The following is a 13409-nucleotide window of genomic DNA, read 5'->3' on the forward strand; positions in this document are numbered from 1 at the left end:
CTAGGCGATCACGCCGTCGACATTCACGTCCTTCAATAATTCTGTATCACTATCGGTTACGGAAGCCGCTTGACCGGGCTTTAAGGTCAGCGTCTTCGCATTCGCGGTCAGCCTGATACTGCCTTCGATCAGCGTGGTCTGTGCCTCGTCATCGTCTTTATAGGCACTGATATTGAAGGTCGTACCCAGGTCTTCCACTAGCTGTTTACCTGCTTTCACAGAGAATGGCTGTTTCTCATTATGAACCACCTCGAAGATCATTTCCCCATCGGCAAGTTCCACCTGTCTTTGCTGCCCCACGAACAGTTCCGGGTAGATAAAAGTTGTAGCTGCGTTCAGCCAGACCTTACTGCCGTCCGACAAGCGCACCATGATCGGCCTGCCGCCTCTTGGATTGATGAGCGTATCATAAACCACCAGTCCATTTTTGGTAGCGGAACTGTAGGTCAACGCTTCATCGCTCACCTTATTGATACCGGCTACCAATTGCACGTTCTGTTGTGCCGAAAGGATATAATTTTTGCCATGGCCGGTCTTCAGAACAGCTTTATTCGTGGCAGGTGCGATATCATGGGCATTGTTCTGCGCGGTCTGCGGCCCGGTGTCCTTTTCTTTGGTAAGTAAATAATAACAGACCGAACTGGTCAGCATCAGGATAGCTGCCGCACTGGTCCAGCGCCAGAACGGGCGTATGCGACCCCGTTCCTCACCGATCTCATGCAGTAGAGATGCACGTACCGTATCCATATCGGCCATGCGTTCCTCTTCCGGCAGATCGGCCGGGTCACGGTGCTGATGTTGCAGGTACCAGCTTTCCAGTAAAGCTTTTTCCTCATCGTTGCAAAGTCCGGCGTTGTACTTCGCGAGCAGTTCTTTGGCGTCTCTTTCTTCCATGTTCTAGTAGTGATACTATTGAAAGGAAGCCAGGGGGTAAAAGAATTTGAAAAAAAATTGAGGTGACGTTGACCTATGAACTCACCGAGTTCAGGTAAGGTAGTTCTGAACAAAAGTCGGCACTTCTATAACAGTGAAGCTAAAATAATTAAATAGTGAGTTTGTTGAGGGAGGAAATGCTACCTTATTCGTAGTACCCCTTTTTTAGCCAGGTTACAAATAAGCTGGGTCAGGATATCAGCAGTATCGGTTATCAATGTGCTTTTCTTGATCAGATGAAGTTTGGCGACAATCAGATCAAAATCGCGGTGATGATGCAATTCTTCGATCAGCCAACCTTCTAATTTAGAGATGCGTGTATCTTTTGTAGAATCGTAAGAATATTGTGCGACCAGGCCTTCTTTTTTTTCAAAGCGTACCAGAAACGCATCCAATATGATCTTGTTAAATAATTCGAACGCAAGACCTACATGCAGGTCGGCACTAACGACCATCGGAAGTACCTCGTCCAATTGGCTCGTGTTAAATAGTTTTTCGAATTGCTTAATGCGACGTACCTTCAACTTTCGTTGCAAGCCATCTTCCACCACAGGTGCATAGGACAGTGTCTCTCCAAGCGGTTTAATATCCTTATTAAATGCGGGCTTTAACAAATGGCGGTAGGACGACTGGTATTTCAAATTAGGATCTGCCTCCAAGTATTTCCCAAAACGGGCCTGCCGGGTTTCATGATCGGCGATGTGAAAGATCCGGACATTGGCCAACTTGACCTCATCGATCGCTATTTCTAGTGGAAGTATCCGGCAATGCAGCCGTTTATTATCAAATGTGTAACCGGTACGATACCGGAACATTTTATGTCTGAATTTTTCACGAATGACGACGCCATTGTCAACATCATCAAAATGGAAAGCCAAAGCACGTATGGTGTTCGGTATATTATCGATATCGTTTTTGATCCATTGAAAATGATCATCAAAGTATTCATCAGCATCCATCGCGATCACCCAACTGGGTTCATACTTTGCTGCAGCCAGGTAGAGTTCGAGTCGATTTTGGGCATCGTTCCACTCAACGAGTTTTTTACCCGTTTTTACGATGATCTCAATAACCTTGGGACAACTACGAAGCAGATCCAAAGTTTTGTCAGTACTGCCGTCGTCCAGGGCAATGATCGCGTCGACATTAGACGCCAGGTTTTTCAGGGTCACAGGCAACCATGTTGCTCCATTAAAGACCGGTAAAAGTGCGATCAGCTGAAATCGTTGTGTATCACCTTTTTTAAAATTCAAAGATCCCCGTACATCCAAGGGAGGTTGTTTGTCCGGCTTGCGCCTAATGGCTATTTTATCTTTCTTACTGTAACCGGTCATTTTCTATCTAAGTCGTACTACTTGTTGATCTTCGCTCGAATCAATTAACCAGTCATCGCCTTCTTTACGAAGTTGATAAGCCATTAACCGATCAACATTTGTTTTATAAGGTTCAGTGAACATTACCTCCATATCATCATCACTTAACTTGCAAACTACCCGAATGTGCTCTGAAAGCGTTGGTTTGAAAAACATGTTCAGATGGAACGTCTTTAACATCGGCTGTTTATCAGGTTGAAATTGCTTTATAAATTTATCGACGTCATTGGCAAAATCCTTTGCATTTCGCGCTTTATAACCGCGATTCCCGCTGGCAAATTCATTGGTACTCCTAACCCTCATTTGGTCTTTGTAATACACGAGGCACTCTATCACGTTATCACTATTATCATGAGGATACCTATGCCCAAAAACATGGATCTTGTGTAGGCCTAAAGTATTTTTATAGCCTTCTGCGAATTTTTTGATCGCTATCAAGGTTTGTGCTTCCGTGGGTTCCTTATCATCTTTTTTCTCATACCATCTATTTTTGAACCGCGATGACAGTAGTCCCCAAGCCGCTTCGTAATTTTCCCGGGTATTCAGATGTTTGAAAAATGATTCTACTACCTCGGTCACCTTTTGAAATTGTTCTTTTTGTTTAGCGGGGTTCTCTAATGTGATCAGGGCCGGCTCGGCCTTTGTATCCATTTTAAGAAGTTCCGACTGAAACAACCTGCTTGCTTTCTCAATAGCCAAATATTCATCGAAACACTCTCTATCCTTTGCAAACTCCTCTAATTTACGTTGGGCATGCTCCTCATGGCTGATGTTCTTCTTTTTATCTGCTGCGTCATATTTTTTATCAATGTAATCCAACGCTCTCAAAAAAGCCATCGTGTTTATACTGATGAAAAGAACATCAGGGAACGGAAATTCATTGACCTTGCGGGATAAATACTTTTCATCATTCAGTCCTGCAAGAGAGAGAACTTCTTTAAAAAATCTCGTCGTTCTTTTAAAGACGTCCGTCGCCTTAGTAACCTTTTTGTTTTTGAATTCCTGCTTGATAATGGCTTCTCTGAGAGCAGCAATGAACTCTCTGTAAATAAAAGTATTTATTTTAAAAATTGACATAAACTGTAATAAGCGGTTGTTGACTGTAATTCACAGTAGAATTTTCGCAAACTACAGTGTTATCCCGTAAGTCACAAGTATCCGCGGTAAAAAAAAATAAAGTGCCACCGTGGTTCCCGCTCTTAAGGTTTTTCGCTCTCTGCTTCGGAATATTTGCCTTCGAACGGGCTCCCTCTCCCGATCACGGGCAAGATGAAAGAAAGAAATGGAAATTATAAAATAAGCACCGATGTGAACCTGGCGCAGGTGCGGGTTGGTGCTATCAAAGCTACAGGAAAGTATCCAACCTTCCAAGACTATACGGTCTTAGAAGATTCCACATGACCTGACTCCCCTGTATCGACCGATAGCCTGTCACTTAGAAAGAAATTGCGATCATTAATAAATAAGAATCATTATGAAAAATTCTATACCCAGCATATCCTTAAAAGGCGTATATGCCATCTTCTTACAACTATTTTTATTGATCTTACTGCCAGCAGGTTTCACCGGCTGCAAAAAAGTAATTGAGAACCCGAACACTCCCGGGAACACACCTTCAACTAACACCGGCTCGACCGTTACGGTGCCGAATTTGTATATGCTTGGCAAGGGCTATGATATTACGGGCTATTACGCGGATAAAGCATCTGTCAGAGCAGCCGTGATCGATAACAACAGATTCTATAAAGATTACATAAACCGCGTTATCGACGAAGCCATGTTAGAACAAGGGAACACGATGATCGCCGGTGAGAATATTTCAAGCTATACACGAAACATATCCGGTAAGCTTAAAGTTTCCGGCTCACTGGGCTTATTTAAGTCGTCGGTATCATACTTCGACTCGGTATCTTTCCGGTCCGACTTCGTATACGCCGGTTATAACTTTTACATCAAGCGTAAGCACCTTAAGTACAATGCAACAGCAGAACTGCTTAAAAAATACATCAACAGTGAATTTAAAGAAGATCTGGCTACCCTCACACCAGCGCAGATCGTTAAGGCCTATGGTACTTCAGTGATTGTAGATGTTTTGCTTGGAGCCCGCTTTGAAGCGCTGTATCGTGCCCGCACAACAAGCAGTGACCGAAAAACGGCCGCCAGCGCCGGGTTATCGTTCGCTGTAGAGAAGTTGTTCGACTTCAAGGCATCCGGAAGTTATAACTCTACTGCTTACCAATATAACCAGGAGCAACAGCTGGCATATAAGGCAATTGGCGGTGACCCATCGGTAAGCTTGACGGGTACCATTAATCTTGGCCCAACTTTGCCGCCGCAGATCTCTACCGAATCTTGGCAGCGGAGCGTTTCGACCACGAATATCGAAATGATTGACTGGGGAACAGATGAATCGCTGATCAACTTAGCGGACCTTGTTGACGACAGAACGAAGAGCGACGCCTTACGTGCTTACATCGCTCAATATCTTGCCGACCGGCAGGTAAAAATGGTAGATGGCCCGACACAAATTTACCAATACCAGGACTTTAGCACAAGTGCTATCGCTTACAGCTCCCAAAATGAACCTTCCATATATGGCAGGTTCACCTTGCAAGGGCCGGCTTTCCGGGCATATGCAAAACAGGTAGATGGTACAGAACCTGTGTATGGCTGGTATAATCCTTCAAGAGGCGACTTTACTTACAGTCGTGCGACCAGCGTAGCCGGCGCAACTAATTTTGGGGTTTGCTTTTACGCCTATCCTAATTCCAGTGTGCCGGGAACTATCCCGGTGTATGAATACAGCTATAACGCAAAGATCCACAAGCAATGGTACTATTCTCACCTGTACTCGACCAGTAACCAAAAACCACAAGGTAACGATTGGGCTTATACCGGAGTTATTCCGTTCTATACTTTTTCGCTTTAATTTTAAAGCCGCCCGTCAGCAACGGGCGGCTTTATGTTTTGCCTTCCATGCCTTCTTAAAACGCATTCTAGGAGTGCAAAACCCCAGCTGGTTATTATGAATGAACGTAGCAACCGTTTTACTTACCATATCTGCGTTAATACCTTCTTCTTATAAGTACTATGCTCGGTATGATACTCCACCCAAAAAAGATCCGGCATCTGTTTCGTCAGTGCTCTGGCCGTGATACTATCGAAGTACAACAGTAGAGAAAAAAGATCTAAGAACTGAGCAGATAATCGATCACAAGTAATCTGATGAAGGAAAAAAGCGTTAAATTCGTTCATCGGGAACTATTGTCAGGGAAACCAGAACGGTCTATTGCCCAATTCACCTCAGATACAAACTTAAAATTACCTATTCTATCACATGCTCATTACCGAACTCGAAACGCTTGGTTATTATGAACCCGGATTTTTGCATCTTAAAATAAATACTGATGAGGAGATCTCAGACCTGAATCAATTTGCGAAGGATCCCCTTACCGCCCCCTATTTCTCGACCTTCTTTCACGAATACATTCATTTTCTGCAAAACCTGACGACAGTATCAGGTTTAATGACATCGCTTTTTATGATAGATCTCATCAAGGATATGAATTGGGAAGTTATTCATGACGGCGATCCTGAATTTAAAGTACCTTATGTTATCACGAATAAAAATAACGTCAAAGCCAATATCGAACTAAGAAAGATATATGCAGGAGACGGTAGAACGATACCTTATATTTTGTATGATTGCTATGTTGTGGAGGCAGTCAATGTGGAGGATAAAGATGGACGTGTCGTTACGGTTGAACGATATCGGGTTCTTTACATTGATAACGCCCGCCAGCAAGGCTCTTTCTATTTTGGATCGACCTGCCTTACAGAATACGTTGCGCACTCCTTACAAAATCTATTTTCAAAAAGAGATCATCCTGATGTACCCTATCTGGCACCGGAGATTATTCTTCGAAAAGAGTACCCGGAATTTGGCGACGACCCAATGATGATCGCTGCATTATGCGATGCCTGCATGATGAGTTTCCACCCTGCGCAAACTTTTTTCAACACCATCGAAAGAATGAAGAAAGAAGGGTTCATACCTGTATCGTCGGCTGACGTTCACGCGTTCGCGCTTGAGAAGCTTACTTTTAAGAATAAGGATGGAGAATATACGCCTTTGGAATTATTTGATCATTTAATGGGCCTGGTTTTGAAAAGTTATGATGATGCGACCGCCTCAGAGATCTTTAAACCAAATAACACCTGGCTTAAACATATCTTCACTGCCGCGAAGAGCCTGCGGCACCAGCATTCGCTGTTCATGACCGGGTTGGTCAAGGAAGAAGGCAAGCTATCAGACCTTTTTTATTTTATCTTTCGTTCGATCGGAACTCCATTTTTTACGAATAAAACCCACAGCGGAGGATTCGTTCCGCCTGACAGTATCGACTATGCCGGCATTCAGCCATATCAGTTGCTTGTGTTTAAAGAGGTCATTCAGGTTTATATGGGTGGAACGAAGTGCGGCCTGTATGATTTTTGCAAAAAACGCCCCGACAAAGATATCACGAATGAACATTGTTTAACAGCGCCATGGAAACGCGGTATGGAGGCTGAATTATGCCCGTTTGGGCAATTTTGGAAAACCTGGGGCTTAAACGGGGAAACACCGGTCAGATAGTAACATGCCATATCAACGAATTGGCTTGAAGATTGAGTAAACAATTTTGTAGTTGATATATTCGCGGAATTTCTATCTTTATAAAGATCAAATGAATCAAGACCTGCTATTCAGACTTTTCCGATCGATAGATGGCGAACAGACGGATGATATCGTCATGGTCGCCGAGTCGATCATCGCAGATGAACGGAAGAAGGGGCATAACCGCCTCGCTGACCGGCTGGCCGGTATTTTGCAAAAAAATATCAAAAATAACCAGTCTTTTAAAGGTGAGTTAAGGCAGATCTTCGGCAGTTCGATCATGATCCCGACCGATAACCGAAGCAACATACCTTTGGCTGTCGAAGTGCCTGCAGCACACCTGCGGCGTGAAATGATCCTCTCGGACGAGGTCGATGAAAAAATAGTCCGCATAGAAAAAGAATACCTGGCGAGGGAACGCCTGGCACATTATGGCCTGAAGCCGAGAAGAAGGATATTGTTCCACGGCCATCCCGGCTGCGGGAAAAGTATGAGCGCAGAGCGCATCGCATGGAATATAGGGCTACCATTCCTGAAGGTCAAATTCGAAGCAGTCGTTTCTTCTTATCTCGGAGAGTCGGCCAGCAACTTGACCAAACTGTTCGAGTCCATCAAAACCTTCCCATGTGTGCTGTTGCTGGATGAGTTCGACTTTATCGCTAAATCGCGTGGCGACAAACAGGATGTCGGTGAAATGCACCGGGTCGTGAACATATTACTCAATGTCCTGGAAGAATTCAATGGCCCGGGCCTGATCATTGCGACGACCAATCTTGAGGGCACATTGGATAAAGCGCTTTTCCGTAGGTTCGATGACATCATTGAGATACCCAGGCCCGGTAAAGACGAGATCAAACGTTTATTAATGACAACGCTGTCATCTATCAAATATCAAAAGATCGATTGGGACAAGATCGTCACAAAACTGGATCAGTTCTCCTCTGCGATGGTGGTCAAAGTAGCGACGGACGCAGCAAAATTTGCGGTCATCCAGGGTAATGGGATCGTTGATCAGGCAAGTTTCGCGCAATCATTGAAAGAAAATCAAATGTATCAGAAGAATTAATGCCAGATTTTCCACACCTAAACCTAAAACGAAAATTACGGGGAGCCTATCACTTTACAGGTGTTCCGATCAAAAAGAAGATCGATCCGACCACCCAGGCGAATCTCGAAGACCGGCCAGCGCACGGGGCAAAATTAAGAACAGCCGCTGATACGCTCCTCTCTGACTACACGGCATTTTTAGAAGAAAGGAAAGAGCAGGGTCTGCCGGATGCATTACCGGAAGAAGTATTACCAATATTTTTAAAGGTGGACCCCAATGACTTTGATATCGAAGCCTTAAAAGGATTCGGTATAGAGATCGTGGCGGAAGAAGAGAACGGTTATATCATAGGGGCCAATGCAGATCGATTCAGCTCCCTTGCCAAAAAGATACAGGAATTTATCGATATCAAAGGACGATCCAAGGACCAGGCGGCAAAGTTATGGGAGATCGTGATCGGCAATCAATGGCGTCCGGACTACATTCTTTCCCCTAAGTTGAGAGAACGTTACCCGGCGAACATCGCGGATGACGAAGTACTTACGCTGGATATTTCCGTTGCCTGCTATCTGAAGATGCCGGACCTGCCTATGAGGGTCTTATTCGAATCCGAAGAGGATTACGAAGGGGCAAAAGCCCGGTGGGGAGAGCATAACAAAAACAACCCGGAGAAAGGGACCTACAGAAAACGCAGGGTACCCGATACGGACAAGCAATATCAGCGGAAGATCGATCGGTGGCGGGAGACCACCACAGATCTTGATATCCAGCGAGATGAGATAGCGATGGAACGCCAAGATCATCTTGCTGACTTTATCGTCAATAAATATGGTGGCGAAATACTGAGTACTTTTGTAGAAATGGAAGACAGTTTTGGCTTCCGTGCAAAAATGAGCGGCCAGGCATTCAAGGACCTTGTCAGGGGATATGCCTATATTTTTGAAATCGTTGAGAGTGATGAGATTTTCGTCGAAGATCCCACGACCGAAATGGCTGATAATGACGGCGTAGAGATATTACCCCCGGAACAGGACGCGCCGGTCTTTTGTGTGATAGATAGCGGCATTCAGGAACAACATATCCTGCTTGCCCCGGCCATACTGCGGCAATATTCAAAAAGTTATGTTCCCGGGGACGCGAGTACTGCTGATGCAGTACCCAATGGAGGCCATGGTACCCAGGTCGCGGGAGCGATATTATTCGGTAATACGATCCCTGAAGAAGGGCAACACCAACCGCCTTGTTTCATCATCAACGCGAGGGTTCTTGACGGCCAAAACAGCCTGCTGGGTTCTCTCTATCCTGCTGAGTTGATGGAAACGATCGTGGATGATCTTGACGGGATCAAATTGTTCAATATGTCCGTCGCTTCCCAGGGGCCATGCAGAACACTTCATATTTCCTCCTGGGCGGCAAAACTTGATAGCTTGATCCATGGCCGCCAGCTGCTATTCGTGTTAGCGGCAGGCAATCTTCTAAGAAGTAGCCGGGCACAGGACAGGCCTGGTGTCCGGGAACATTTGGAAGCCGGAAGAACATACCCGGGTTATTTACTTCAGCCATCTTCACGAATTTCGAATCCCTCACAAAGTTTGCTTAGTCTGACGGTGGGATCCGTATGTAGCGCTGATTTCAAAGATGCGGATAGGACCTCGTTCGGGGAGCGTGACCGTATCTCGTCGTTCTCCAGATGTGGCCTTGGTATGTGGGGAAGCGTGAAGCCCGACGTGGTGGAATATGGCGGCGATTTCCTCCGTGAGATCAATAGCCCAATGGTAACACAGCATGACAGTGTATCGGTCAAGGTGGTGAAAAGTGGCGGGACGCGGACCGGCTTCGCTGTTGGCACCTCCTTTGCAGCGCCAAAAGTATCCCATATCATTGCACACCTCGCCAAACGATTCCCGGACTTCAATCCGCTTTTTTACAAGGCTTTGGTCGTTCAATCGGCCCGGCTGCCCGAACGTGTTTTTCACGATCCTAATATCAATGTTCTAAGAGCGTTCGGCTATGGCATACCCGATCTGGACCGCGCACTAAATAACTCACCGTTCCGCATTACTTTTTTTGCTGAAGGCAATGTCGCTGCCCATCAGGCCAACCTTTACACGGTCAAGATCCCGAAAGAGATCAACCGTGCAGGTACGGACCACGATATCCTTCTTGAGGTCACCATGGTCTATACTGCTGAGCCCAGACGTACGAGAAGGCGGTTAAGGTCTTATTTCGGGACCTGGCTGACATGGGAATCGTCTAAGTTAGGTGAGCCTTTCGAGGTATTTTCCAATCGTATCTTAAAAGACATGGAAGAACCTGACACAGGCGAAGGGGATGAAGCTGCTGCGGATGTCGATAGTATTAAATGGACCCTATCCACCTCGCCGAACTACGGCAAGGTAAGCGGCGCAAAAAGACAAGATAGCGCCACACAAAAAGATTGGGCCATCCTTAAATCGAACACACTCGGCGACGAGCTGACATTTGCTGTTGTCGGGCATAAAGGTTGGGATAAAGATACAACTAAGGAAATGCCGTTCACACTGGCGATCAGTTTTGAGATACTTTCAAAGGAGATCGAAATATATAAGCTTATCGAAGTAGCCAACCAGGTAGAGACCGAGGTCAGGGCCGAAGCAGCACAAGCGGTCGCAGTTCAGATAAGTACCTGAATAAACACTGAGAGGTCCATTTGTTTCGTTCAGAAATTAGTACTAAATTCGGAGAAACCTTTCACCGTGATAGACACTCGCGAAGAACTACTGAACGCGCTCGCAGAAGCTGCCGAACTGGAGCATGGCCTCCTTGTCCAATACCTTTTCACTGCATTTTCTTTTAAAAGAAGGCTTGATGAAGGCATCACACCGCTCCAGCAATTGATGATGGAGGATTGGGAACGTACGATCCTTAGCGTCGCCCATCAGGAGATGTACCATCTTGCCAACGTTTGCAATTTGCTGGCAGCCATTGGTGGCGCGCCCCGCTTTGACCGGCCAAACTTTCCGCAACCCCTTAAAAAATATTACCCATTCGATTTCGAACTGACCAGGTTCGGTGATGAGGCCTTATACCGTTTCATTGTTTTTGAGTTACCTGAAGGTGTGGAACCTCCGCCATTGCCGCATGTACCGGGTAACGTCAAAACCTTCGCTTTCGAAAAGATCGCTCCGGACCCCTTGGTGTACAACCATATCGGGGAACTTTACGAACGTATCGCCGAGGGTTTTAAGAACATCCCGGAGAATGTGCTTTTCATAGGCCCCGAAGATCAGCAGGATATCGACGAATGGACCTTGCGTTTAAAAATGCATAAAGTTCATGACCGTGCGTCAGCACTGGAGGCGATCAAAGAGATCGTTGAGGAAGGCGAAGGCACGAAGGCCGACAGGGCCGGGTCCCATTATGATAAATTCCTCCGTATAAGGCAGGCTTACCTGGCAGAAAAAGCGAAAGATGCCAGTTTCGAGCCGGCGCGGAACGTCGCCACGAACCCGAGAACGCGCGAACATCGTGATGCCGGTGGCGAAGGGACGATCATCACCCACCAGGCTACGTTGAAGCTCGCAGAGCTTTTCAATACGACCTACACAACGATGCTAAGCATGTTGATCCAGTATTATAGTTATGGCGGCGAGACCCAGGAACAGCGGGAGATCCTTCGTGATTCCTCCAGGAGAATGATGAGCGCGTTTATCCGACCGATGGCAGAGGTACTCACAGAGATGCCCGTTACCGACGACCTCACTGATGGCGTGGCCGGTGCCGGATTTGAATTATACGGACCGATGAACTACTCGGGCCAGCTCAAGTCGCGCTGGATCATTTTGCAGGAACGTTTCCGGCAACATATCGCCGATATCGAAGAGATCCTTGAGTTCCAAAATGAATTTCCTGTGCTTCAACGTATCGCTAAACTACGTGAGAACTATGAAGGCACCCTTATCAATTTAAAAAACTTCTTTTAACGAAATGACCGAATTGCATTTTGATGGTTGGTTCCAAGTCAGACTGGCTACCGACCCGGACCCCTCGGACGAGACCAGGGGCATCAGCGGCATGATCCACGTTTTTCCGGGGGAACCTGACCTGGACAGGATCATCAGGTTGCAACCTCCGGCTTTGCAAAGAAGTTACTGTCCCGCTGTAGGTGTATTCGTGAGGAAGGTCATCACGGAAGGTAAACCTGTGTCTGAACATCCCTTGATCGGAGCGAAAGTGAATTTGGCCAATGACCCTGTTTTCAAAGGCGACAACGGTATCGTGGCGGAAGATGGTTACGAACCCATTGTCCCTTTTATTTTAGAAGTGGAAAAAGACGGCTTTTATTTGAACAGGGCCTGTACACAAACCCCTGAATACCTCGAATTTCCATTCATGGCACTGCAAGCGAAGGAAATCAATGGCGACCCCGCAGGTATCCGTAAAGCTACGAACATACCTGACCCGGTCAAGCACTTTGCCGCCAGGGCCGCATCATTAAAAGCCGATCTGAAAAAAACGAAAGACCCCTTCTCAGCAGAAGTACTTAAAAGACGGATCGCGTTTTTGACCTCCCGCAGTGCGGCCGCGTTCTTTGATGCTTTTATGCGTTATGAAGTAGAACTTGGTGGGCCATCGCAAGTGAAAGATGAAAAGAAGGTCTTTGGCACTACATTAGACGAAACGCAGGCCTGGTCGGTCGAGATACGTTTTTGCGGCTGGGACCCTGATGCATTGACCGGCTTTGTGCAGGGAAAATTAAGATTACCGTAGAGTATTTCGGAAATCACTTGATCAGAAAGGGTCTACGAAATGTTACTTGAGCGGCACTTTTCAAATTTAACGAATGATCTGGATCCGTTCCAACGTGGAAATATCATCTACTACTGCCTTTCTTTTGAGCATGGCAGGCATGCCGGCCCGCAACTGGAATCTTATGAGATGCGTTCACGAGGAAAAGCAGAGGATCAGGTCCATTTCGTCACGGATGAAACGCGGCCTTTTAAGCGGGAGGCTTTGGCAAGTAAAGTAGGTTGGACAATTCGGATCGGTAAAAAGATCCACGATCTGCGAGCAGCCGGAGGCGAGCGTTTTACATTCATATTCGATCCGCTACCCATGCACACGTTTATTCGGCATTTGGTAGAGATAAGATTAAAAAATCATTTAAAAACTAAAGGTCGATAAATTCTAACTTCAACACGTTCTATCCCCTTTCTATTTTTTCGATCACAGGCAAGCCTATTGGCTTTGTTTGCCGTAAACCTTGCCTACGCAGTGGCCATACAACAATGAGATCGCAGTCGGCTTCAGCCTTAGCCGCAGTACGTATTGAGTGGATTTTGAGCGATCGAGTTATTTTGTTATATTTGGTTTCAGCATCGCAAAGTGCGCATCCGCGCCGAATCGTTTCCATCAAGAT

At 46.1% G+C, this 13409-nt stretch carries 10 protein-coding genes; 7 read left to right on the forward strand and 3 right to left on the reverse strand.

Annotation, left to right across the window (positions count from 1 at the left end; translation table 11 throughout):
- The 3 genes from IDJ77_RS16290 to IDJ77_RS16300 all read right to left on the reverse strand — a co-directional run bounded on the left by IDJ77_RS16290 (position 1) and on the right by IDJ77_RS16300 (position 3383).
- Entirely contained in the window at positions 1–894 is an 894-nt protein-coding gene (locus IDJ77_RS16290) for a FecR family protein (RefSeq protein WP_191190033.1), read from the reverse strand.
- Positions 895–1073: 179 nt separating this feature from the next.
- A complete protein-coding gene (locus tag IDJ77_RS16295; RefSeq protein ID WP_191190034.1) occupies positions 1074–2267 on the reverse strand; it encodes a glycosyltransferase in 1194 nt (397 codons plus the stop codon).
- 3 nt (positions 2268–2270) lie between these two features.
- On the reverse strand, positions 2271–3383 hold the full coding sequence (locus IDJ77_RS16300) for a hypothetical protein (RefSeq protein WP_191190035.1): 1113 nt from the start codon (positions 3381–3383) through the stop codon (positions 2271–2273).
- A gap of 397 nt (positions 3384–3780) precedes the next feature.
- Here IDJ77_RS16300 and IDJ77_RS16305 point away from each other — a divergent pair, with 397 nt between their 5' ends.
- The 7 genes from IDJ77_RS16305 to IDJ77_RS16335 all read left to right on the forward strand — a co-directional run bounded on the left by IDJ77_RS16305 (position 3781) and on the right by IDJ77_RS16335 (position 13174).
- Positions 3781–5235: an MAC/perforin domain-containing protein gene (locus IDJ77_RS16305; RefSeq protein ID WP_191190036.1), complete on the forward strand. Its 1455-nt coding sequence runs from the start codon at positions 3781–3783 to the stop codon at positions 5233–5235.
- Between the two features lie 408 nt (positions 5236–5643).
- Positions 5644–6942 carry a hypothetical protein gene (locus tag IDJ77_RS16310; protein WP_191190037.1) on the forward strand — a complete coding sequence of 433 codons (1299 nt, stop codon included), beginning with the start codon at positions 5644–5646 and terminating at the stop codon, positions 6940–6942.
- Between the two features lie 91 nt (positions 6943–7033).
- A complete protein-coding gene (locus IDJ77_RS16315) occupies positions 7034–8029 on the forward strand; it encodes an AAA family ATPase (RefSeq protein WP_191190038.1) in 996 nt (331 codons plus the stop codon).
- Positions 8029–10680, forward strand: coding sequence for a S8 family peptidase (locus tag IDJ77_RS16320; protein WP_191190039.1), 2652 nt, complete (start codon positions 8029–8031; stop codon positions 10678–10680). The genes IDJ77_RS16315 and IDJ77_RS16320 overlap by 1 nt, the downstream gene beginning before the upstream one ends.
- A 66-nt stretch (positions 10681–10746) precedes the next feature.
- A complete protein-coding gene (locus tag IDJ77_RS16325; RefSeq protein WP_191190040.1) occupies positions 10747–11973 on the forward strand; it encodes a ferritin-like domain-containing protein in 1227 nt (408 codons plus the stop codon).
- 4 nt (positions 11974–11977) lie between these two features.
- Positions 11978–12760 carry a hypothetical protein gene (locus IDJ77_RS16330; RefSeq protein WP_191190041.1) on the forward strand — a complete coding sequence of 261 codons (783 nt, stop codon included), beginning with the start codon at positions 11978–11980 and terminating at the stop codon, positions 12758–12760.
- A 39-nt stretch (positions 12761–12799) separates the two neighbouring features.
- Positions 12800–13174 carry a hypothetical protein gene (locus IDJ77_RS16335; protein WP_191190042.1) on the forward strand — a complete coding sequence of 125 codons (375 nt, stop codon included), beginning with the start codon at positions 12800–12802 and terminating at the stop codon, positions 13172–13174.
- The last annotated feature ends 235 nt before the right edge of the window (positions 13175–13409 follow it).

The organism is Mucilaginibacter pankratovii (genome assembly GCF_014773265.1).
GTDB classification, from domain to species: Bacteria; Bacteroidota; Bacteroidia; order Sphingobacteriales; family Sphingobacteriaceae; genus Mucilaginibacter; species Mucilaginibacter pankratovii.

Coding starts and splice junctions, on each gene's coding strand:
- IDJ77_RS16290 (WP_191190033.1), bottom strand. CDS start 894: ATGGAAGAAAGAGACGCCAAAGAACTGCTCGCGAAGTACAACGCCGGA.
- IDJ77_RS16295 (WP_191190034.1), bottom strand. CDS start 2,267: ATGACCGGTTACAGTAAGAAAGATAAAATAGCCATTAGGCGCAAGCCG.
- IDJ77_RS16300 (WP_191190035.1), bottom strand. CDS start 3,383: ATGTCAATTTTTAAAATAAATACTTTTATTTACAGAGAGTTCATTGCT.
- IDJ77_RS16305 (WP_191190036.1), top strand. CDS start 3,781: ATGAAAAATTCTATACCCAGCATATCCTTAAAAGGCGTATATGCCATC.
- IDJ77_RS16310 (WP_191190037.1), top strand. CDS start 5,644: ATGCTCATTACCGAACTCGAAACGCTTGGTTATTATGAACCCGGATTT.
- IDJ77_RS16315 (WP_191190038.1), top strand. CDS start 7,034: ATGAATCAAGACCTGCTATTCAGACTTTTCCGATCGATAGATGGCGAA.
- IDJ77_RS16320 (WP_191190039.1), top strand. CDS start 8,029: ATGCCAGATTTTCCACACCTAAACCTAAAACGAAAATTACGGGGAGCC.
- IDJ77_RS16330 (WP_191190041.1), top strand. CDS start 11,978: ATGACCGAATTGCATTTTGATGGTTGGTTCCAAGTCAGACTGGCTACC.
- IDJ77_RS16335 (WP_191190042.1), top strand. CDS start 12,800: ATGTTACTTGAGCGGCACTTTTCAAATTTAACGAATGATCTGGATCCG.